The 22,464-nt window shown below is 42.2% G+C and carries 24 protein-coding genes; 17 read left to right on the forward strand and 7 right to left on the reverse strand.

The features are described 5' to 3' along the window. Positions 1-78: 78 nt before the first annotated feature. On the reverse strand, positions 79-579 hold the full coding sequence (gene tpx, locus ACR6HW_RS12300) for a thiol peroxidase (protein WP_455728022.1): 501 nt from the start codon (positions 577-579) through the stop codon (positions 79-81). A gap of 117 nt (positions 580-696) precedes the next feature. Here tpx and ACR6HW_RS12305 point away from each other — a divergent pair, with 117 nt between their 5' ends. Genes ACR6HW_RS12305 through ACR6HW_RS12315 form a run of 3 tightly spaced genes read left to right on the forward strand, consistent with a single transcriptional unit; the run spans position 697 to position 2,879 of the window. After that, positions 697-1,476 (forward strand): inositol monophosphatase family protein, encoded by a 780-nt coding sequence (locus tag ACR6HW_RS12305; RefSeq protein WP_455728023.1) that lies wholly within the window; start codon positions 697-699, stop codon positions 1,474-1,476. Further along, positions 1,469-2,056, forward strand: coding sequence for a flavodoxin family protein (locus ACR6HW_RS12310; protein WP_455728024.1), 588 nt, complete (start codon positions 1,469-1,471; stop codon positions 2,054-2,056). The genes ACR6HW_RS12305 and ACR6HW_RS12310 overlap by 8 nt, the downstream gene beginning before the upstream one ends. Before the next feature lie 4 nt (positions 2,057-2,060). Further along, positions 2,061-2,879 carry a carbon-nitrogen hydrolase family protein gene (locus ACR6HW_RS12315; RefSeq protein WP_455728025.1) on the forward strand — a complete coding sequence of 273 codons (819 nt, stop codon included), beginning with the start codon at positions 2,061-2,063 and terminating at the stop codon, positions 2,877-2,879. 141 nt (positions 2,880-3,020) lie between these two features. On the opposite strand, the gene ACR6HW_RS12320 is transcribed toward ACR6HW_RS12315, so the two are convergent. Both ACR6HW_RS12320 and ACR6HW_RS12325 read right to left on the reverse strand, forming a co-directional pair. After that, complete coding sequence (locus ACR6HW_RS12320) at positions 3,021-3,785, reverse strand: hypothetical protein (protein WP_455728026.1); 765 nt, start codon at positions 3,783-3,785, stop codon at positions 3,021-3,023. A gap of 96 nt (positions 3,786-3,881) precedes the next feature. Then, positions 3,882-5,246, reverse strand: coding sequence for a hypothetical protein (locus ACR6HW_RS12325; RefSeq protein ID WP_455728027.1), 1,365 nt, complete (start codon positions 5,244-5,246; stop codon positions 3,882-3,884). 385 nt (positions 5,247-5,631) lie between these two features. On the opposite strand from ACR6HW_RS12325, the gene ACR6HW_RS12330 reads away from it, so the two are divergent. Next, on the forward strand, positions 5,632-6,315 hold the full coding sequence (locus tag ACR6HW_RS12330) for an early set domain-containing protein (RefSeq protein WP_455728028.1): 684 nt from the start codon (positions 5,632-5,634) through the stop codon (positions 6,313-6,315). Between the two features lie 79 nt (positions 6,316-6,394). On the opposite strand, the gene ACR6HW_RS12335 is transcribed toward ACR6HW_RS12330, so the two are convergent. After that, the gene (locus ACR6HW_RS12335; protein ID WP_455728029.1) at positions 6,395-6,643 is read right to left on the reverse strand and encodes a hypothetical protein; all 249 of its coding nucleotides are present in this window, start codon (positions 6,641-6,643) and stop codon (positions 6,395-6,397) included. 227 nt (positions 6,644-6,870) lie between these two features. Here ACR6HW_RS12335 and ACR6HW_RS12340 point away from each other — a divergent pair, with 227 nt between their 5' ends. After that, positions 6,871-8,964 (forward strand): hypothetical protein, encoded by a 2,094-nt coding sequence (locus tag ACR6HW_RS12340; protein WP_455728030.1) that lies wholly within the window; start codon positions 6,871-6,873, stop codon positions 8,962-8,964. A 23-nt stretch (positions 8,965-8,987) separates the two neighbouring features. Next, positions 8,988-9,446 carry a hypothetical protein gene (locus ACR6HW_RS12345; RefSeq protein WP_455728031.1) on the forward strand — a complete coding sequence of 153 codons (459 nt, stop codon included), beginning with the start codon at positions 8,988-8,990 and terminating at the stop codon, positions 9,444-9,446. A 727-nt stretch (positions 9,447-10,173) separates the two neighbouring features. On the opposite strand, the gene ACR6HW_RS12350 is transcribed toward ACR6HW_RS12345, so the two are convergent. Continuing rightward, on the reverse strand, positions 10,174-10,830 hold the full coding sequence (locus ACR6HW_RS12350) for an IS630 family transposase (protein WP_455728032.1): 657 nt from the start codon (positions 10,828-10,830) through the stop codon (positions 10,174-10,176). Then, entirely contained in the window at positions 10,800-11,354 is a 555-nt protein-coding gene (locus tag ACR6HW_RS12355; RefSeq protein ID WP_455728033.1) for a helix-turn-helix domain-containing protein, read from the reverse strand. The genes ACR6HW_RS12350 and ACR6HW_RS12355 overlap by 31 nt, the downstream gene beginning before the upstream one ends. A 10-nt stretch (positions 11,355-11,364) precedes the next feature. On the opposite strand from ACR6HW_RS12355, the gene ACR6HW_RS12360 reads away from it, so the two are divergent. The 9 genes from ACR6HW_RS12360 (at position 11,365) to ACR6HW_RS12400 (ending at position 19,061) form a co-directional block, all read left to right on the forward strand. Then, positions 11,365-11,619 (forward strand): DUF6883 domain-containing protein, encoded by a 255-nt coding sequence (locus ACR6HW_RS12360; protein ID WP_455728034.1) that lies wholly within the window; start codon positions 11,365-11,367, stop codon positions 11,617-11,619. Positions 11,620-11,638: 19 nt separating this feature from the next. Beyond that, positions 11,639-11,833 (forward strand): DUF4926 domain-containing protein, encoded by a 195-nt coding sequence (locus ACR6HW_RS12365; protein WP_455728035.1) that lies wholly within the window; start codon positions 11,639-11,641, stop codon positions 11,831-11,833. A 14-nt stretch (positions 11,834-11,847) separates the two neighbouring features. Further along, positions 11,848-12,432: a hypothetical protein gene (locus tag ACR6HW_RS12370; RefSeq protein ID WP_455728036.1), complete on the forward strand. Its 585-nt coding sequence runs from the start codon at positions 11,848-11,850 to the stop codon at positions 12,430-12,432. A gap of 14 nt (positions 12,433-12,446) precedes the next feature. Next, on the forward strand, positions 12,447-12,965 hold the full coding sequence (locus tag ACR6HW_RS12375) for an ankyrin repeat domain-containing protein (protein ID WP_455728037.1): 519 nt from the start codon (positions 12,447-12,449) through the stop codon (positions 12,963-12,965). A 166-nt stretch (positions 12,966-13,131) separates the two neighbouring features. Beyond that, positions 13,132-13,392 (forward strand): hypothetical protein, encoded by a 261-nt coding sequence (locus ACR6HW_RS12380; protein WP_455728038.1) that lies wholly within the window; start codon positions 13,132-13,134, stop codon positions 13,390-13,392. Positions 13,393-13,786: 394 nt separating this feature from the next. After that, positions 13,787-15,013 (forward strand): transposase, encoded by a 1,227-nt coding sequence (locus ACR6HW_RS12385; protein ID WP_455727774.1) that lies wholly within the window; start codon positions 13,787-13,789, stop codon positions 15,011-15,013. A gap of 101 nt (positions 15,014-15,114) precedes the next feature. Further along, positions 15,115-15,303 carry a hypothetical protein gene (locus tag ACR6HW_RS12390; RefSeq protein WP_455728039.1) on the forward strand — a complete coding sequence of 63 codons (189 nt, stop codon included), beginning with the start codon at positions 15,115-15,117 and terminating at the stop codon, positions 15,301-15,303. A gap of 641 nt (positions 15,304-15,944) precedes the next feature. Continuing rightward, entirely contained in the window at positions 15,945-17,867 is a 1,923-nt protein-coding gene (locus tag ACR6HW_RS12395; protein WP_455728040.1) for a PEP/pyruvate-binding domain-containing protein, read from the forward strand. Between the two features lie 27 nt (positions 17,868-17,894). After that, on the forward strand, positions 17,895-19,061 hold the full coding sequence (locus ACR6HW_RS12400) for a copper amine oxidase N-terminal domain-containing protein (protein ID WP_455728041.1): 1,167 nt from the start codon (positions 17,895-17,897) through the stop codon (positions 19,059-19,061). Between the two features lie 77 nt (positions 19,062-19,138). On the opposite strand, the gene ACR6HW_RS12405 is transcribed toward ACR6HW_RS12400, so the two are convergent. Next, the gene (locus ACR6HW_RS12405; RefSeq protein WP_455728042.1) at positions 19,139-19,882 is read right to left on the reverse strand and encodes an HAD-IB family hydrolase; all 744 of its coding nucleotides are present in this window, start codon (positions 19,880-19,882) and stop codon (positions 19,139-19,141) included. A 128-nt stretch (positions 19,883-20,010) separates the two neighbouring features. On the opposite strand from ACR6HW_RS12405, the gene ACR6HW_RS12410 reads away from it, so the two are divergent. Then, complete coding sequence (locus tag ACR6HW_RS12410) at positions 20,011-20,790, forward strand: ABC transporter ATP-binding protein (RefSeq protein ID WP_455728043.1); 780 nt, start codon at positions 20,011-20,013, stop codon at positions 20,788-20,790. An 8-nt stretch (positions 20,791-20,798) separates the two neighbouring features. Beyond that, a complete protein-coding gene (locus ACR6HW_RS12415; protein ID WP_455728044.1) occupies positions 20,799-22,457 on the forward strand; it encodes a hypothetical protein in 1,659 nt (552 codons plus the stop codon). Positions 22,458-22,464: the final 7 nt, after the last annotated feature.

Below are 22,464 nucleotides of genomic sequence, written 5' to 3' on the forward strand. Positions count from 1 at the left end.
GCGCTACTTATTGAACAAAAATTGACCCTTGCCAATTGGCAAGGGTCAGGTAAATGGGGAAAATGGGAAAAAAAGTTTTTATAAGGTCTCGACAAATTCGAGGACTTTATCGTAATCAGGGTGTGAACCGACTTCGTTCACGTATTCGACGTAGCGAACTTTGTTGTCGCCGTCTACGACGACAATGCCTCTTGCGAGGAGTCGTAAGCCTTCAATGGCGAAGCCATATTTTTCGCCGAAGTCTAATGTTTGGTAGTCAGAGACGACGATGGCATTTTCAATGCCGTTGGCTGCGCAAAAACGTTTTTGTGCAAATGGCAAGTCGACACTGATGGTGAGGACGGTGACGTCCGGACGCTTAGTCGCTTCTTCATTGAAACGTATGGTTTGAAATTCGCATACGCGCGTGTCGACAGAAGGGACGACGCTGATGATTTTAATTGGCGTTTCCAGTTCTGAAAACTTAAATTCCGACATATCTTCTTTAACGGCTCTAAAGTCTGGTGCACTATCGCCGACTTTGATTTCGTTGCCAAGTAATTTGATTGGGTTGCCCCCCATCGTGATATTAGATCTCATTTCTACCTCCAAAGTATTCTATAAAGTTGCCTCGATTTCAGTAATATAGTTACCCTATGAAATGGGTTTAAACCGTCAAAATTTAATTTTACAAATTGTTAAAAAGTGAGGTGTAAAATGCCAATTAGCAGCCAATACGTGCCGATCGTTGAATTGGCCAAAGCGGTAGGCGCTTATCAAAAAACGTATTTTCGAACCGATAACCTAAAGGTGGAAACCAAGAGTACGGCCATTGACATGGTGACAGAGGTGGATATTGCCTGTGACCAAAAGATTGTCAAGAAGTTAAAAAGTTTGTTCCCAGAAGATAATATTTTATCTGAAGAACAAGGGTACTGTGATCGCTCGGGAGCGTACACTTGGATTATCGACCCCCTTGACGGAACGACGAACTTTTCTGTCGGTCTGCCTGTATTTGCTGTTTCCATCGCACGTTTTCACGGCCATCATCCTGTGTTCGGCGTGGTATACGTGCCTATGCTCGACGAGCTCTTTGTTGCAGAAAAGGGGAAGGGATCGTACTTAAACGGCAGCAGATTACACGTATCCCAGAGGACAATACTTTCTGAATCGGTACTCGCCACAGGGTTCCCCTACGACCGTGCAACTGCGGTGAACAACAACTCTAAGAACATCGAGACAATGGTTCCTCTTGTGAAAGGCATTCGGCGCATGGGGGCGGCAGCATACGATATTTGTCTCGTCGGCGCAGGGATTCTGGATGGTTTTTGGGAGCTTAAGCTGGGCAAGTGGGATATTGCGGCGGCGTGGCTTGTGGTAACGGAAGCCGGTGGCGCTTTCTTTGCCAAGGAGGGTGAGAAAGGGTATAATGTAATATGTGGCAACAAAGCGCTATGCGATGCAATAGATGAGGTGGTGGATTTTACAGGTGCATGATGTCTTGCTGCTGATAGGCAGCCATAAACGCGGTGGTTTTTCTGAACGCGCCGCAGAGTGGATGAAAAACCAATTGGAAGCTTCGGGTAAAACCGTCGAGACCTTAACTATAAGAACCCTAAGATTGGAACACTGTTTGGATTGCCCCTATTGTGAAGAACACTGTGGCAAGTGTGTTATTGACGACGATATGAACCACGTGTACGCTAAACTTAAAGCGGCGCAGCATTTGGTGGTTTTGACGCCGGTGTACTTTAACGGCGTACCAAGTCGCCTCAAAGTGCTCATCGATCGAACACAGATGATTTTTATGACGGGATTTGCACACAAGCAGGTATTCCCACTCTGTCCAGATGAATCACAAAAAGGCGCTTATATTGTGAGTTTTGGCGGTGCAAAAGCCTATGAACATCAATTCTACGGCGTGGCGTCGACACTGGACTGGGTCTTTCGAAATCTAAAGATGCCGCTTCGCGCACATGCGGTGTTTTCGGGAACCGATCATATAGAGCGCGGTTTGCTAACAGAGGCTATGATACGGGAGCTCACAGGTATTTTAAAGGAAATTGTCGAGAGGTAAGTGTATGGAAAACATGATGAAACTGGCTGTTATTCAAATGCAAGTAACGGCGGATAAGGAAATCAATGTTAGAAAAGCGATGGACAACGTCGCCAAGTTGGCTTCGAGAGGGGCTCAAATGGTGGTTTTGCCGGAGATGTTTAACTGTCCTTACGATACAGAGCGATTTGCCGATTATGCGGAACGCGAAGGGGAGATGACTTGGCTCGAAATGTCCCATACGGCACGGGCAAATGGCATATACTTAATCGGAGGGTCTATTCCCGAACTCGATGGGAAAGCGCTTTACAACACCAGTTATATTTTTGATCCCGAAGGCGAGCAGATTGCAAAGCATCGGAAAATCCATATGTTTGATATCGACATCAGCAACGGCCAGTATTTTAAGGAGTCTGACGCCTTGACCGCAGGTAAAAAAGCGACGGTGTTCGATACGGCATTTGGAAAAATAGGTGTGGCGCTGTGTTACGATATTCGGTTTCCAGAGCTTGCACGTCAGATGGTCAATAAAGGTGCACGGCTTTTAATTTACCCGGCTTCATTTAATATGACAACCGGACCTGTTCACTGGGAGCTCTTGTTTAGGGCGCGTTCTGTGGACAATCAAGTCTTTACAGTGGGTTGTGCCCCTGCCCGTGACGAAGAGGCCAGCTATATTTCGTATGCCCATTCTATTGTGGTAAACCCTTGGGGCGATGTGGTAGGCGGTCTTAACGAAGAAGAAGGGTTTCTAATGGGCACCATCGATTTTAACGAGGTCGATCGCATTCGTACTCAGCTGCCATTGCTGAAGCATCTGAGACCGGATGTGTACAAGCGTTAGATAGGGTTCTTAATTGACAAAACCAGCCGTGGCGGCTGGTTTGTTTGTTTTTTGTTCAATTGATGTTGAGTTTAAAGACGGCCTGATGTGTCGTGGGTGTAAAATTGTTTTAAGTGGTGAGATGCGTATGCGTCATCGCGGTTATTGAGCCGGTTTGAACAGTTCGTAAATATCACTTATAATTTTTTGTCCGTCTGTAGTGTAGAGTACAGCTTTTACGTAGGTAGGATTGCCGACCATGTCAATAGTTGCGATAGAAGTATTGTTTTCTGAAGGTGTAGCCAATTCAAAAGAAGTCGCATTTTCAAGATTAAATGTATCACCGACAAAAACTTCTATTTTCTCTATTGAACTGTTTTCGTAGGCGTTGTGGTGAATACGTAGTGTCGATTGAGATTCTCCAACGGCAACATCTGTAAAAAACATATGGGGTTGGGTCATTGCAACTTGCAATGGCAGCGCATAGTGCCAGATAAAATCCCAATCTTCATTTTGCTGAAGGTAAGCAAATGTGTAAAAATAAGTTCTTGCGGGTTCTAATCCTTCCAAAGCTTTATGGAAAACCAAGGTGTTGTCGGTTGGGTTTAATGTGACGACGCCATCTTTAAGGTAGACGCCTTCAGGGAATCCAGAGACCGGCGTATTTTCAAGGTTTTTCAACGACCAGTAGTCTTCGCTGTAAAGCAACATGAGGTGCGTTTCTTCTTCAAAGGTACTTTTATAGGACCCGTTTAAGAAAGTGAGGGTCGTAAAGTCCGTTTCGGTATCAAGGGCTAAAATTTCAAATATTTTGTTTTCCACAGGGGCAACCACGCTGGCTGGTGACGTGTTTGTCGCGTAGTTTGGTGTAGAGATACTTGCAGTTGCTAAGAATGTTGCGAGTGCACAGGCGGTTAGTCTTTTCATAATAAGTCTCCTTAATAATATAATAATGTGAGGGATATCTCCCAAAGTAACATTGATACGTTCTATTCCATCGTTATCATTTTTATAACCAGTGGGTTAGCTGTTTTCAGAAGTCAGTTCGATTATTGAAGTGCTATACGTGTCGCCGCCCTTAAGATGTACTGTCGCTTGAATGTAGGTCGGGTCAGCTGGTGGGTCGAAGTGTATTTCAAGTGCGCCGTCTTCAACGTCACGGTATGTTTTCGTCATGTAGATGTTTTGAAAAGATATTTCTGTGTAAAAATCGACGACAATTTTAGTAATTTCTTTTGCGGGGATTTTTGGGTACATAAGCGTAACGCTTGCATCGACTGGCGCATAGTGCACCTTACCCAAATCGGCAAAGTATTCTCTAATCATAGGGACTTCCACGTAGTAATCTTGAGAAGTATTTTGGGGGTCAAAGGTGTTGTCGTCTTTAAATACACTGTGTTCCGTGAGGTCTTTCTCTTCGGTATTGACTTTAAAGTGTTTTGTGTAGCCTTGGGCATAGGCGAAGCGTTCTGAGTGGATATTTATTAACTTCTTCAAGTCCGCAACGCAGAGGTTAGCACGATTTCTAACATTTGAGAAAGCTGGAAGTGGAAATTCGATTTTGCCATTGACAATACGTCTTGTCGGGTAGATGCCTATTAACGTATACCCGCTATGATCCAGTTCATAAAAGTCGAGATAGAGGTCTGTTCGAGACAGGTAACTTGGGTTAGAGAACGTCACTGTATAGGTATTGACCGTCTCTAGAAACGACGTACTCTGAAGGGAGATAATCCCTTTTTGACTCATGGTGCTGCGCTTAATCTTCTGAATGTCGGTGTAAAAGGCTTTCTCAGAAGGGCGCGGCAGTTTCTTTTGTACGAGAAAGTGACAATCACTTTTTTCATCTTTTGCGATTGGGAAATACAACACGCTGTTGACTAAAGCTGTCTCTGTGTGTCTACCGTAGCGGTCAAATCCCATGTTGACTCTTACGACCTCATCCGATTGAGTTTTTGTTAAAGGCATTTTTACCAGTGCATGTTCAAAAAAGACCACTTTAAATGGGACTTCACCATTGAAATAGCCTGTAATCGCTATTACCTCATAGGGATATTCAGTAGGGTAACTGTAGAGCGTGGCATTTTTTTCATCGATGCGGATGCTTTTAGGGGCAAAATTAGAAAAATCAATTGATACCGGCGTACCCTCGCCGTCTTTTGCCGAAAGCTGGATGTTTTTTTTCATGGGTAAAAACAACAGCCACATCTCTGCTTCTTGATCCCAAACAATTTCGCTTTCCGGGATTTTTCCAGTGAGCTTGCTGACAACTTCAACTGTGTAGTCTGAACCAGCTGCAACCGGAGGCGTCTCGGATGCAAATAGTGGTGTTGACAGGCATAGGAGAACTAAAACCATAGCTGTCATAAGAACTTTGTACTGTTTCATTGAAACCTCCATAGAGTATAGTAGTAGCTCAGTGTACAACGCTAATATGTATTTTTGAGCCCATAGTCTAGTTTAATTTTATTAAGATGAATTGTCAATAAAAAGAAAAATAATTACTTCTAGGAACTATTATTATAGTGTTTCGTATAGATTGAATCTTTAGCCGCCTTATTGTTTAGTTTAGATGACTTCAAATAGGTCTACAGAACTATTGTGCAAAGAATACAATATCGTTTAAACTACAATTATATTTAAAAATCAAATAAAATTGAATAATTTCATATTTTTGTGAAATATAGATTTTATTATTTTTTATCAATCTAAAGTGTGTCCCCTTCACTAGATACATACTTTTAAAACTAAATAGAGAAAAAAAGGAGGCATTATGGCCATTACACTACGTTATGAAAATACGGAATATTTTGAAATTAAAACGCTGTCGGTCATTGGGAGCTTTAATGATTACGACCCCGGGCGTGGACGAATGACATTAGAGGGGAATGAATGGGTCTACACTTTTGAGGTGGGGCCTGGAGAACATCTGTATAGATTTTGGGTCAACGACGCCTATGAATTGGTAGATCCCGAAGCCGGACTGTTTTCCGTTGATGACGCCGATAAGTTGTGGTCACTTGTACTTATTGATGAACAGAACCAACGGCTTTACAACTCTGAAGATTCGAGTGTGCATGTTGAACAGTATTTTATGTACAACAAAATCACAAACGAAGCGTTAAACGGAAGCAAGAAGATTTTCAACTTAATGTTTGATCAGGAGGTTTGCGTCAAATTTGAGTTCACCGATATTGTCGGTCTACATAATGCAACAATTGTTTGGTTTTCACCATTTGGCGATGTGTTACAAGTCGATGAACACCCCATCTTTTTAGAAGACGAAACTGTATCTGAGTTTCATTTATGGTCAGCGCTTCCCATTGCTGAGATTGGCGGGCAATACGCCCAAAAAGGATGGCGAGTAAATTTATTTATCAACGGAAGTTTTGTGCTTGAAGATATGTTTGATGTTCATCGGTCATCTGGGTATTCTTCATTGGGCAAGTTTAAGTAACAAGCGCTTGAAATAGACAGCACTGCAAGGTATATTGCCTCAAAAGGCTTTATATAAATTATCTTAAAGGAGTATTTGTCTATGGCAAGAATATCAAGCAGTTATCGGTACTCGACGTATTCAAGAGCGTCATCTTCAAGAGCGTCGTCTTCAAGGTCATCGTCTTCGAGGTCATCGTCTTCGAGGTCATCATCTTCGAGGTCATCATCTTCGAGGTCATCGTCTTCGAGGTCATCATCTTCGAGGTCATCGTCTTCGAGGTCGTCGTTTTCGAGGTCGGCATCTTCGAGGTCGGCATTCTCGAAATCAACGTATTCAAAGCCGACATCTTCAAGATCAACGTATACGAAAGCGGCTGCGTCGAAACCTACACCATCGAAACCGACGTCGCGGAAAAAAGCCTCAGGTGGATTTTTTTCAAAAGTTTCAGGTGGACTTAAAAAGGCTGCCAGTTCTGTTAGACAAAAAGCAGTTGCCTCGACAAAGGCAGTTGCAAAGGCAACAGTATCTGTAGGAAATCAAGTTAAAAACAGTGCAAAGAAAGCTGTCAGCACTGTGAAATCAGTAACAACTAAAACCGTTCGAAAGGTTTCAAGAACAACGGCTACAGTTGCAAAGAAAATTGCGAAGTCGACAGCGTCTACGGTATCGTCTTTCAAACGGCGGGCATCCACGGCAGTAAGGCAAACGCGTACAGCTGCGGTGAAGTGGAGCGGTCAAGCTAAGAAAACCGTTACGAGTGTCAGTCGCCAAGTTAAGAATACGGCGGCCAAAGTTGCTTCAAAGGCGAAGGTTGCCGTTAAGAGAACCGTTGCTGCAGGCGCTTCTGTTGCACAAAAGGCAGTGCGAACTTCTGCAAAAATGGCAGCCAGTGTCAAACAGCATACATCTAACATGGTGAGGCGCGTTAAAAGTGTCGGAACAACGTGGGTGAATCGCTCGAAAAAAGCGGTTGTAAGCGTTGGTAACCAAGTAAAGCGCACGGCATCAAAGGTGGTTACGACAACAAAGGCCGTGGCAAAGAAAGCTGTAAAAGCCGCGTATGTGGCTGGTAACAAGGTTGCTCAGAGCTCAGCTAAGCTGGCGTCGAGTGTAAAGCATCACACTTCTAACCTAGTGCGGCGCGTGAAGCGTGCGGGAACATCTGTGGTAGCTGGAGCTAAGAAGGCAGTGGTAAGCGTCGGAAACCAAGTGAAGCAAACGGCTTCAAAGGTAGCTACGACAACAAAGGCCGTGGCAAAGAAAGCTGTAAAAGCCGCGTATGTAGCCGGTAACAAAGTTGCTCAGAGCTCAGCTAAGCTGGCGTCGAGTGTAAAGCATCACACTTCTAACCTAGTGCAGCGTGTGAAGCGTGCGGGAACATCTGCGGTAGCCGGAGCTAAGAAGGCAGTTGTAAGCATAGGAAACCAAGTGAAGCAAACGGCATCAAAGGTGGTTACGACAACAAAGGCCGTGGCAAAGAAAGCTGTAAAAGCCGCGTATGTAGCCGGTAACAAAGTCGCTAAGAGCTCAGCTAAGTTGGCGTCAAGTGTGAAACATTATGCTTCAGACCTCGCGCAACAAGTAAAGCGTGTGGGGACATCTGTGGTAGCAGGTGCAAAAAAAGCGGCGGTAAGCGTTGGCAATCAAGTGAAACAAACAGTATCAAAAGTAGCTGTGGGAATGAAAAACACGGTGAGGAGAATATCGGCGGTGGCTTCATCGGCTTCAAGTAAGCTGAAATCGCTGTCTGCTTCTATGGCCTCTAGTGTTCGGCACCATGCTTCCAATATGGTAACTCACGTGAAAAATGCTGGTGTTACTGTTGGCAAATACGCTAAGAAAGCTGCTGTAACTGTCGGCAATGTTGTAAAGGGTATTGCGCAATCGTTTAAGGAGAGCAAACCGATTGATAAGGTTCAAACGGTGCTCGACATAGCCGGTATGGTACCGCTCATCGGTGAGGTAGCCGATGGCGCCAACGCGTTAATTTACCTCGCACGAGGTGATTTTAAAAACGCTTCGCTTTCAGCGGTGGCCTGTATTCCGGTAATTGGGAGTGCGGGAACCGGTGCCAAATTGGGTATAAAAGGCGTGGATGGTGCGACTTCGGCGTACAAGGCAGCAAAAACCGTTGGGGAAACTGCTGATCTAGCGACGGATGTAAAGCGCGTTAAAGCCACTGTTGAGGTTGGTGAGCAAGTGGCATCAACTGCAAAAGTGGTGGATTCAAATACGCTAAAGGCCGCTCAGGATATCGGTTCTGCGAAAAAGGCTGGACAGGTTGTTGAGGGGGCTGGAGAACTTGCTGAGGCAATGCTCAAAACAGATTCAGCTAAACTTTGGGGAGTTGCTACAGATGGTACTAATCAAGGTATTAAGCACTTTAACAACTATTGGACAAGTCAACCAGATAGAATACCTTCATTAGCAAAACGTTTAGGTGTAGATGCTAGTGACTTCGCTAACACAGTAGATGGATTTGAGAATTTTACCAAGCAAGCTCAAAGAGTTGTTGATAATGGTTTAGTTAATGATGTTGGTGGTGGAAAATTATATCATTATTTGGCAACAGATGCTAAGAATGGTGTTATTGCAATAACATATGATGGTAAACTACAGACTATGATGCCGAGCAATCTAAAATACTTTAATAAACAAGTAAAATAGTATCAATGAAAGGAGAGGTACATGTGGTTGGTAAAGTAGAAGAAATAATGATAAATGGTACAGGTTATGAAGCGATTCTATTAATGGACTTTGAGGAACTTGGAAAAATATACTGTTCTGTTATGTTAGACCATGAGCATGACCCCGCAAAAAGTTATGATATTATTGAGGTATATTTTGAAGATAATCCTTCTATGAAACTGGAAGTCGGTTCTATCCTTAATTCAACTTTGAATGTTAACTATGGGAATGATATACGAGTTGCCGATAGTAGAAAAAAGGGTTATGTACAAAATATTGAAAAATCCCCTCATGGACTATTTACATGTAGAGTCTTAGAAGTGTTAGAAGATGACATGTTAGTTTGCGATTTAGGAAGTGTACTCAATGAAGTTAAAGCTGAGTTTGAAGAATCGACTGAGAAGATAGCACTAGGAGATATGATTTGCTTCTCAGGGGAGTTTGTTTTAACACTTAATTAAGAATGAGCTTTGCTCTAATTGCGATGGTGAGATGAAATTTCAGCATCGCTTTTCTTTGTGCGCCCAGCATGGGCGCACTCTAGTCGGTTCAAGTCCGATACGGGGGCTGGTAGTGCCAACCGTTAGCCAAGAGCAAGGGTTGGTCGCAGACAAAGTCTGCTGCTCACCTATGCAACCGGGGTGTCGTGGGTGACTGCGAATCTGAAGGAAGCTGGAGACAAATTGCCGAGCTGAGGTACACGAATCACATTTGAGGCTTTCCCAAATGGATAAGGTTGCAAAACAAACTGAATTCCAATAACTACCCGAAATTTGGAGAGTAAATGTGGCGGCTACATGGCATGAAAGAGTGCGCTCTTACCTGGGGAGATCTCAGGAACAAGTCCAAAAAGAATTTTTTTTCACGGAACAACCCGTGCAGTGATGCACGACTGAATCCTGAGAAGTCAGCAGAGGTCATAGTAATCAAAGGGTCATGAAACTTTGATGAAGGACTGAATATTAAACGAGGTGAGTATTTATGAATCTCTCAAGACGAGAACAAAGACGGCAGAAAACTTCATATGAAGGCTAATTGGAAGAGATAAGGCTGGAAGTCGAAAAGGTACCAAGAGCGCAGAGTTACGACTTGGCGAATTCATCAAAGAAAGCCAGAACCGAAATCTATACAGAGAATCTGCTAGTGTAAAGACACGTTCATTAATGAACTATAATTAGCCTGTCCTCTCTATATTTCAGGATAAAGTGATGCCAGTTTTATCCTTGCATCCTTTGTTCTAAACTGCCAGTTGATTTTTGCATAGCTGTTGTTCTTCTTACTTTCCCAAGCAAAAAGTTCTTTGCGAAGTAAATCGATATTTTCGATTCTTCGTGATAAGCATTGTCGGGTCATAACATTAAGTTCTATCTCAGCAATATTCAGCCAACTGCCATGTTTTGGTGTATAGTGAATTTCGAGTTTCTTTAGTATTCTTCTGGCTTCTGCTGGTGGAAACGCTTTATATAATGACGATGGTTTATGTGTATTGAGATTATCCATGACAAGAATGATTTTTTCATTATGAGCATAAAATTCATCCACAAGATATTTGATTTCTTGTGCCCAGTCTATAGCTGTACGTTGTGTTCTAACACTGACATGGTGTTTGCCTCCAAGCGGTTCCACAAATGAAAATATACTACAAGTACCTTTTCGAACATATTCAGAATCCACTTTTTTGTGATCGCCAGGTCGCATTGCCCATGAATCGCGTGCCTCACCAAGTAATTGGTAGGGTTTCTCATCCATACAAACGACTGGAAGGTTTGGATTATAGGGCAGTTCATAGACATCAAGAATATCTTCTAAACACGCTATGAATTCGGGATCTCTTTTTCTTGGCAAACACCAATAGTCGGAGCGGTGAGGTCGAAGCCTGTTTTTTTTAATGATCTTCGGATTGCTTCTCGGCTGATCGACTCATCAAATTCAATTCTCATATGTTCTTCTAATAAACGGATCGTCCAGCGGCTATGACCTTCTGGAACGGGACCACATGCAAGCTCAATAATATGTGCTTCAACTCTTCCATCTACTTTGCGGCGTGCATTATCAGAATTGATATTTCGGTGCGTAGCAAGCGCTGAGTCAATACCGCCAGAAGCATATAGTTTTACCATTTTTGCGATAGTCGCTCGACTTACATTTTGCCGCTGAACACATTGTTCATATGTTAGAGCAGGTAAGTGGTTTTCATCAAGATCAATTAAAATTCGGCAACGATTGCAGATGGTTTGGGTTGTATTTTTCTTCTTTAGAAGAGCTTTTAGTTGTTTTAACTCAATGTCTGTTAACAATATTTTATTTTTCTTTGGACGCGCCATAGGGATAACCTCCGATAGTAATATTTTATCATCAAAGACTATCATATCAAAGTTTATGAATTGTTTCAATTTTCATCGTGTCTATACACTAGGTTATACTCAAGATAATATGGATTCGCTAGCAAAGCAAATTGTATTTGATCCAAGTAAAGCTGTTCAAACAGGTGTAACGAAGTATGGAACAAAGTTTAATCAAACTATCTCAGTTACTGGGGCAAATGGTAAAGTTATTGATGTAGCATTTGCTTGGATGAAGAGTGCCAAAGACGATGTTGTGAGACTTGTAACTGCAATTCCAACTAAGAAATAATATGCATAGGGAGGTTTTGATGTATAAGGAATATGATGTTGTATATGCAAAAAGAAATTTGAGTGAAATGGTGAAAAAAGGCACAAAAGGGGCTATTGTACTCATACTAGATGAAAAGTGTAGTGAATATGAAGTTGAATTTATCAATGATATTGGGGAGTTTCTTGAACTTCTAAGTGTTGATGAGAGTGATTTAGACTTGAAAAAAGGGTAACCTTAAAACGGTGAGTGGATTATCTACTCACCGTTTTAACTGACTGCAGTTTTCTACCTAAGGGGACGAGTAAACTTACTGATTTAGCTAAGAGTTATGTTGATGATATTGTTGATGTAGCCGGTAATGTAGATGCAACTAAAATGAATGATTTGAGATTAGCTCTACAAAAAGGTACTTTTAGTGCTGATGAAATCAAACAGATTAGCAAGCATATGGGTGATGTTGGAGCAACAGAGGCATTTGAAACAGCGATGAAGAATGTTGACTTTGGTAAATATCTGAGAACAGTTGCGGGGGCCCCTCCAGTAGATATGGTTAATCCTCATGCGCATCATATTCTTTTTAAGACAGGATCAGGAGCTGCACAAAAATCGTTAGTACAGGAAGGTCAAGATATCTTGAGGAAACATGGAATTGACCCGATAGTTGGTGTAGAAAACCTTGTATGGGCCCCAAATGCTGTGAAAGGTCAACATAGTTTCGAAGCAATTGAGAATGTAGTCAATCAGATAAAAGCTGTTGATGCTGCTGGTGGTGATTACGATGATATCGTTGAGATACTTCAATACCTTGGAGAATTTGCAAGTCAAAGATAGATAGGAGTGAAAACGTGGAAGATAAGGCGATTATTAAGGAAATCAGAAATGGCATAAAAAAAGGCGATACAGAAAGTGTTATTCAATTACTAGAAAAGCATCCGCATCTTTTGAATGAGATGACCCCTTTTGGTACATGGCTACATGTTGCCGTAAAAAGAGGAAACATGAAAATTATCGAATACCTTATTTCAAAAGGTATAGATGTTAATGTTAAAGGCGGAACTTTTGATGCAAATGCTTTAAAAACTGCAGCTGGAGCTGGTCAATTAGAAGTAGTGCGTTATTTGATTGATAATGGTAGTATAATGGATACGAGTCTTGCACAAAGAAATCCACTGTTTGGAGCTATTTACAGCGGACATATGAATGTGGTAAAAGAGTTAGTTGAAAGGGGAATTGACGTTTCAGTTAGATACACTAGTGAAAGCCTTGATAACATGGATGCTCATGATTATGCAAGAGAATTTGGTCAGACTGAAATTGCAGATTATCTCAAGGGTAAAATTAGAAATCAACCTATTTTTAACTAACTACAAAAGTAAACAAAGAAGTGGTGGAATTGACAATCATAGCCGTTCCATCACTTTTTCTGGTTTTGAGGAAATAGATTACACTGCATACTGATGGTTTTGCTAAATGACATGAGAGCCCATCAGAATCAAACGGAATGTAGGTGAAAACGGTTCTAATTGGAACTTGGGGAGATTTCAAAAAAATATTGGGGGCATGGGAACCGGTGCCAAATTGGGTATAAAAGGCGTAGATAGTGCGACTTCGGTGTACAAGGCAGTAAAAACCGTTGGGGAAGCTGCTAATCTAGCGACGGATGTAAAACGCGTTACAGTCACAGTTGAGGTTGGTGAACAAGTGGCATCAACTGCAAAAGTGGTGGATTCAAATGCGATAAAGGCCGGACAGGTTGTTGAGGGGGCTGGAAACTCTACCGCTTACTATTGAGTTCAAGGTGGCGTCGGAGATAATACAAGTCAATTTAGAATTTCTATTGATGATGTTGGTGATTTGTCAATTAGTATCAATCCTTTGAATCAGGGTAAAACTGCTCCTAAAATAGTTGACCCATCTAAACCAGGATGTGCATATGACTTTCCAGAGCCATGGATAGAATGGTTAGAGGAATATGGCACTCCGAAGTAATGTGATATAATGTAGAGAACAATGGAAAGGATAAGAGTATGGCGAATAATGATACATTTACAATTGAGAAAATTGCATAATTTATAACCGTTGATTTAACAAGTTTTTAAAGAAACAAAAAGGAAACTTCACCCCAAACGTCGAATTATATAAGTGGCAGCAAACACAATCCAAACGAAGGAGGAAGTTTCCACTTATGTATATTCGACAAACATGTCTATTTTCCTTTGAAGAAATTATGAACTTTCAGCAAGAAACGAAATTGGAATTAATTCTTGCTCAGATCAACATCTCACCTTTGGTTGCGGCATTATCTAAACAGAGTCATTTGAGAGGTCCAAAAGGTTACAGAGTCGCACCGATGATTTACGCATTAATTGCTAAGCAAATTCTGAGAATTTCGACCACCAGCGAGTTGGTGAGACAGTTGAAAGAGAACCCAGTGTTACGTTATAACTGTGGTTTTGAGGTGTTATCCAAAGTACCATCAGAAGCCACTTTCAGCAGATTCGCAGATAAGCTGTCAGAATCAGATGCGTTGCTGAAACTATTCGGTGATTTAGTTGTTCATGCTAAAGAATTAGGAATTGTTGATGGTAGTCATATTTCAATAGACTCTACTAAGGTAGATGCTTTCGAAGCCTCAAAACCAAAGAAAGATATTGTAGATGACGGCACCAACCCAAACTGGGGAATGAAGCGCGATACTCACGGTAATAACATTCGTTGGTTTGGATGGAAACTTCATATCCTGAGCGATTCATACAGTGAATTACCACTTTCAGTTATGGTAACACCAGCGAATGTTCATGATGGAACAATTGCAGTTCCACTGATTGAAGAGTTTCTAAAGCAGTATAGAGATCTGTTTAGACCATTGTTCTATGCGATGGACTCTGGATATGATTATAATTCTGTCTATGATGCAGTAATAAATCACTTTGAAGCTACTCCAATCATAGCCTACAACCCAAGAGGCAGTCACGCCGCCCCAGAAGGGTTAGATGATGAGTTTCATCCAGTCTGTTCTGGTGGTTACAAACTCGTTTATTGGGGGATTGACGGCGATTACATGAAATTTAGATGTCCACAAGTACTGGGGAAATGTAACTGTCCACATGGGAGTGCATGGTGTTCATCAAGCAATTATGGTTATACGCTCAAGATAAATCGTAAAGAAAATCCAAGACAAATCGGATATCCGTTAAGATCATCTGATCAATGGAAGACTCTATACAACAAGCGAACTTCTGTTGAACGTTGCAACGGTCGACTAAAGACGATTTTAAATTTGAATTCAATCCGGTCTAAAGGTATCAAGAAAGCAACTGTTCATGCGTTGTTAAATTGCATTGCGTTGGTTGCAGGAACCATCGCTTCAAAAGTTAAAGTAAACAGAAATGAGGAACTCTTAGTAGCATAATGAACAACAAAAGATTGAAATTTGAAAGCATGGCAGGGGCTGTTACTTAGGATTAAGCCTTTTTCTCAAATTATCGAGTTAATTATGCAAGAGTCTCAATTATGAAAGATACATTTGGAAAAGAAGGTTCAGACGAGAAATGTGAAGGTCTTACATTAATTATCGATGGCAAGTTAAAAGAGGTCTTTGATACAATAGTATCTAATTCAGATAATTTTGAGGATTATACATCAGTTCTTAGTGAAGCTGTCATTCATGGATTGAATTACATTCTTAAAAACCGTATGTAGTCACTGCATATTAATACAATCTCACAACTTAACTCAATAAAAAATCCATAGAAATGGCAATGCTAGTCGTTCTGTGGATTTCTTTTCGTATGCGGAGAAAAATTGCATTACACATCGATGATTTTATTCATATTAAGGCTATTACAAAAAGAATAGACTGAGCCAGTCAACAAAAATTCGACGAGAAACAAGAAGTATATCAAGCACTTGAAGGCAGTGCCAGTTATCAAACATCTTAAGTCAAAAGAGATTTTATCTAATTTGTATGTTGAGCCCATTGGCCGATAAAATGAGGATTACTATACATCTGTAAAGCGCAATAAAGTATAGGTTAACCCAGTGGGTAGAAGTGGTGAAAGAACGGATGACGGCTTTACAACTTTACCTGAGCTAAGTTCACCTTGTTCACATAACTAATCCTCAAAATCTTTGCGCTAAAAGCTCAATTGATTTTTTCCACAAACAAACATGTTTGTGATAAACTAATAACTGTAAAGAAGCGGGTGATTTGAACGATTAATCGACGAAACGTTTTAAGAAGCTGCAATCAAAATCAATATGTGTTGTCCTAAAAAAGGCGTGTTTATCTATAGTCAGAAATTTAATGGCGATGACTTTCTAAAATAGTATAAGGAGCGGCTATGGTTTTAATCCCTTTATTAAAAGAAAACAAGTTTCCACCAACAGCAGTGGGGGCAAAGGCTTATAATTTATGCTTGTTGAAAAATCTATCGGTGAAAACTATCGAAGGTTATGTGATTTCCACTGATATTTTTGAGAAAGTGGTAGCGTACAATAATGTTTCTACACAGCTGGCAGAGCTAGACACGCCCAATACAATTGCCAGCTTTAGAGAGCGCATTAAGACGTTCGTGTTGCCGGAGGATTTCATTAATGAACTGTATAAGAAGGCAAATGCGCTAGGTTATCCGGTTATACTAAGATCGTCGTCTCCTTTAGAAGACCTTGAGCAATCGAGTATGGCGGGTATGTTTTTATCAAAGGGGCCTATTGACAACCAAGAGGCTTTGATTGACGCACTGTTGGAAGTGTGGGCAAGTGCCTATTACAATAATATCTCTGAAAATCAGCCTATTGCAGTCATCATACAAAAGTATGTCATGGTAGATTTGGGCGGTGTTCTCTTTTCAAGGCACCCTCTTGGAAAAACCGGGTGTTATGGAGAGTACTCGGCAAATGGCACAGCCGACGTTGTCAACGGACTAGAAGCCAAAGCTTTTGAGCTGAATGGAAAGGGGAGTCTGGTTAATAGTGATCCCTTTATTGAAAAGTATGTCTCGCACTTATTCTTTTTGATGACACGTATTCAAAAGTACTTTAACTACGATGTAGATATGGAGTGGGGCGTTGTCGATGGAGAGATTTGTGTGTTTCAGGTGAGACCCATGACTGCCGTTGTACGGAAAAAAAAGCAACATACTTTCTCTATTATTGACGTCGACGATAGGGAAGCACTTCAGACGATAGAGATGGAGGGGTTTTATGACAAGTATATGAAATGGTTTGATAAACGGCATGATTTGCGTGCTGCTTGTTTAAAGCATGGTGTGCATTTGCCAGTGGTTAAGTACTTGTTCTATAATGAGAAAAACTTAGATATGGACGCTCTGTTTAAGGTGTTTGAAGACACGGAGGTGTTTAAAATCGAGTTTTCGGATAAGGTAAAAACGCGTTCGAGAGAAGAACTCAAACAGACTTTGAGAGAATACGCCAGTGCCTCGGGAAAACTGATTAATATTGTGCGTATACAGCAGGTAACTGCCACCAATTATTGCGGCAACGTTTGTATTTCGGGTGACGATAGTGTCTACATAGAGTTTATGCCCGGTGGTTTTGGGGGCTTTCTTTCTGGGAAATTAGATTTTTCTAGGTATATTTTAGATGGTAGTGGGCAGCTGGTATTCAGTGATTTGTTAACGTATCGCTCCATTTGGAAGATGCATCCCCTGACGAAGCGTTTTATTGAAGTCGAGTTGAATAAACCAGTGAAAGCAGCACTACCAGTACATTTGATGAAAGAAGTCGAACAGATGGCTCGTTCTATGAATCGAGAATTTCCCAATATAAAGATAGAGTTTGAAGCGACAGCGGAAAAAGCCTATTTTAATGACGCAACTCTTGAAAAAACTATGCTTCCAAGTGCAAATGCTGAGAGAAGAGTCTTATCTGAAGGCAGTTTCTCAGGGGTTTTAGAGTTTTTAACGCCCGAAACTTTTGAGCGGATAAAGTGTAACCTGGGAACACGAAGTATTGTTGCGGAAAGCGAGTTCATCTTAAAAAGCAGACACTTTCAAATGGACGTGCCCGCTGAAAAATCAGCAAGGCGCAAGATACTGGTTGCCCCTTATCCGGATCCTTGTTTATCAGTTATGTTTCCCTATTATGAAGGCTTTATCTTTGAAAGAGGCGGCTTGCTTTCTCACTTAGCCATTTTATTGAGAGAACATGACAAACCGGCCATTGTAGATCCTGAAATAATTAAGTTTTCTGAAGGGGCGTGTGTCACCGTAAAGCAGGGGCAATTGATGGTTCAAATTGAGTAAAACAGCTTGCATAGAGGAGGTATGATGATGAAGAAGGTATCGAAAATAGTATGTTTGATTGCATTTATTGCGCTGTGCAGTATCAAAGTAGGTTACACCATTTCTGAAAGCGACGTGCGCGTTGTCTACAACACAAAGGTACTTCCATTGGAGCAAAGTTGCCTAAGCCATGAAGACCGTGTCTACATCCCCTTAAGAGCTTTTAGCGAACAGCTTCACTACACAGTCAGTTGGAACAATAGAGAAAAATGTGCACGTGTACAAGACACTCTAAACGATTTACATATCTATATGGCGGGCTCAACAAGCCTAAATGGTGTAGATGGAACCGTTTCAGCCCCGCTCCTGTCTGTGGAAGGAACGGTCTATGTCCCGCTGCGTTTCGTTTCAGAGTACCTGGGCATTGACGTCGAGTGGAACCCGCGCCACAATACAGTGGCTATGACGGGGCGTACGCTTTACACCCTCTCTAATCAAAATGAACTGATTGCGTTTACCAAAACGGGAAAAGAGAGGGTCACTCAAATTACAGCTGTTGATAATGACACTGTAGAGCTGGATCTGGTGAACCGAACTGAATACAGCGATGTGGTTGATGTACACTATACATCGTATGGTGCAATAACAAGAGCGGTAAACGCACAGCTGTATATAAAAGAGGGACACTTGGTCTATCAGACGCCTTTTAAATCAGAAAGGGCAATGCCTTATACGGGAAAGGCACTTGGCGTTCGATATTACGACGATAGAGTGGCTTTTTTAACACGAGATGAGCGTTCTAACGCTTTAATTAAAATTTTCAATGACAAAACGGGAACGCTTTTAGAGACCATTAACACGACGGCGCTGTATCGGGATGTGTACAACATACAGGCTGTAGGAGAAGATTTTTTAGTTGTCAACATGTTGCTGGAGGGCGAAAGTCTGTCTGACGGTTCTTTCTCAGACAAACACTTTATGACGACGGTTGTTGAGTTAGGTGGCGGTTCGATGACGCCGGTTTACGAAAATGCGCCGTCACCCGACAGCTACCTTATAGAGGCGACGAGGACATCGCAGTATATTATTACCGGTCTTCTTCCAAGTGATGGCATAGTCTTTATGGAAAAAAACGGCGACGATTTACGGTTTGCTTGTATGCCAAGTGCTGTTGAAACGGTGGAAGTGATTCATAGGTTGACCCATCCACAATAAGAGCGAATCAACAGACTAAAAGTGGTATGTTCAACATAAAAAAAGCACCTGAAAATCAGATGCTTTTAGAGGGTTGCTTACTCACCAATGTCCGATTCTTCCAGTAGTGTTACATCGGAATCGAGCTTGTAGATGACATCTTTACGCTCAATGATAATTGTGGCGCGCGCTGCGAGGTCGGGGTCGCTCTGAATGCTTTGAATAAGCTCCTTAGCGGGATTGATGGCAATAGGGTTGCCGACCTTTCTCAGCATGGATAAATCCCCGTTGGTATCGCCATAGGCATAGCTTTTCGAAAGGTCGATGTGAAACGCTTTCGTGAAGCCGTCTATGGCCTTGTCCTTGTTGACCGAATCCCACATGGGCGCTACTTCTCCGGTAAAGTGCCCGTCTTCATCTAAGATGTAGCCGGTGCCGCGATAGCCGTCAATATCGTATTTTGACGCCATCTTGGAGACGAGAAAATCAGGACTCCCCGAAATGAAAAACACTTTGTGACCTTGTGCTTTATGCCATAAGATTCGGTTGCGCGTGTACTTGTACACGATGTCGCCGTTGAGGTGGATAACTTGGTTCGAGATAAACTCCAGGTCTTGTGCTTTGCGCCCCTTTAAGGCTTCGTAGTAAACTTCTACGAGTTCAAGCATGTAGTCTTCGTATTCGCCGACGCGTTTACGCCATTCGACGAAGGTGTCTTTTAAACTCGTATGCCACAAGCTGGGATCGATAACTTCGTACTTCACCATTTTTTTAAAGTGCTCAATCATCAGTGAGTTTCGGTACAAGGTACCGTCGATGTCTAAAAATGCAGCAGTATTCATAAGGGCCTCCTGATCATAAATTAGGATTTGTAAAGCGTATTTTAATGAAAATTTCATTTATAAGCGCGTATAAAGTGTTAGAATAATTATATCATAACATCTCGTATGTAACCAAAGGGGGACAATTTATGGAAAACGTTATTGAAATAAAGGACTTAAAAATGCGCTATGACGCCGGCGGTGAATGGGTACTTAAAGGCGTCGACCTCGACGTCGCGCCTGGACAGATTATTGGCTACATTGGACCAAATGGCGCCGGGAAAAGTACAACAGTCAAGATTATATTAGGTATGGTTACCCAATACGACGGCTCTGTACACATCTTTGGCAAAGACATTAAAGAGGATCCTATTCAATACAAGTCGAGAATTGGCTATGTGCCTGAAATCGCCAACCTGTACGACAGTTTAACAGGGAAAGAGTATTTGAATTTTATCGGAACGCTTTACGGCCTCGAAGAAGGTGTTATCAAAGATAAAGGCGAGGCGCTCTACAGACTCTTTGGCATTGAAGACGCCCTCCATTCGAGGATTGTTTCCTATTCCAAAGGGATGAAGCAAAAGCTGATGATTATCGCGGCGTTGATACACGACCCCGAGTTGCTATTCTTCGACGAACCAATTAACGGCCTCGACGCCAACAGCGTCATGATTTTTAAAGCGCTGCTCAAAAAATTATCCGAGCAAGGCAAGACCATTTTTTACTCGTCACACATAATGGAAGTCGTTGAGAAAATCAGCGATCGAATCGTCGTTCTCAACGACGGTGTCGTCGCTGCAGACGGACATTTCGACACCTTAAAGGCCGAGGGACACGTCGAGTCGCTTCAAGATGTCTTCAATCAATTGACGGGCTTTCACGAACACGACACCATCGCCCAATCGATGGTGGATGTCATAGTAAGGTAGGGGGATGTATGCTTGGTAAAGACTATATGCTCATAAAAATTGTCAAGCGTTTTAAGCCGCTCATTGAAAAAACAGGCATTAACTTTTGGCAGTTCGTTTCGATACTACAGCTTAAATTGACACTGGACGACCGAAAGACATCGCTTCAGGAGTCCATGGGCAATAAAAGCAAGCTTACGGGTACGCAGCAGAATCTTTTGGTTCTCGGATTTGTGGGGCTCTTTAGCGGTATGCTGATGCCGATGCCACTGGATCTTTACTACAAAGTGGCCAGCCTCGCGGGCATCAACTTGTTTTTCCTCGTCATGTACATGGTCTCCGATTTTTCGTCGGTGTTGCTCGACGTTAGAGACTCGACCCTTATTATGACGAAACCCGTGGATGCAAAGACGATGAACGCGGCGCGAATTGTACACATTACGTATTATATGATGACGATGTTTGCAGCACTCAACGCCATTTCACTGGTTCTGGGAACCGTGGCGCACGGGCCGATGTTCGCAGTGAGCTTGCTGATTACAATGTTCTTTTTATCGTTCCTCATCGTCTTTTTAACGACGATTCTCTACAGTTTGCTGTTGAAATTTTTCAGTGGTGAAAAGCTCAAAGACGTCCTGAACCTGTTTCAAATCGTATTGTCTGTAATTACTGTTGTCGCCTACCAAGTGTTGGCGCGCATGTTTGAGTTCGTGGATATGAACTTGACCATTAACATCAAGTGGTGGTCGTACCTGTTGCCACCGACGTGGTTTGCCGGCTTGTTTAAAATCCTTGTGGAGGGCGACACGCAAGTTGCCTTTATCCTAATGGCAGTACTGGCCATTGTGGTTCCAATTCTATTGGGTATTGTCCTCAAAACGTGGATTTTGCCAAAATACGAATCGTATTTGACAAAACTCGGTGTGGAGGGGCAGCTTAAAGAAAAGCGCAGAGGGCCTATTAGAACGCTTAAAGAAGCGGTGATGAAAGCGCTCTCGAAAGACCATGTGGAGTTTGCATTTATGCAGTTCACCGACGCCAACCTCAGCCGTGACAGACGACTGAAGTTAATGGTCTATCCAAACCATGCTCTGGGGATGCTGTTCCCGTTTATTATGCTGTTTTCGATGACGCGTTCTCACGAGAGCATCGGTGCGGCACTTACCAGTTTGTCCGGTTCTTCTTATTATTTGGCACTCTATTTTTCAGTGATGTTCCTCGTCACAAACTTTGATTTTCTAAAATTCAGCAGCAATGCCGATGCGGCCTCTATCTATAAGAGTCTCCCGGTGGAAAACATGGCGCTGTTTTATAGAGCGGCGGTTAAAGCGTATTATCTCAAGTTTGCTTTTCCGACGATGTTGGCTCTCAGTGTGTTGTTTATGCTGGTAATAGGACCGTCGGGGTACTTGGGGATTTTAGTCGTCAATGTGATGGTGCCGCTGTTGCTTATTTTAAAGGGGTTTGTCGTCGGCCTGTTCTGCCCGTTTGCAACGCCATTCGGTACGACGGGCAATAAAAACCTCGCTGCGACATTTGCCATGATGTTTGTATGTGGTGCCGTAACAGGTGTGCACTACGTGACGACAAAAATTCATTTTCTAGCACCTGCCGTGCTCCTCGTGCTCTGCGTCGTGTTGTGCAAAACCTTTTCGTATGGATTGCTCAAGAAAAAGCTGGTCTTGTAATTTGACT

It is taken from the genome of Fusibacter sp. JL298sf-3, from assembly GCF_053842995.1.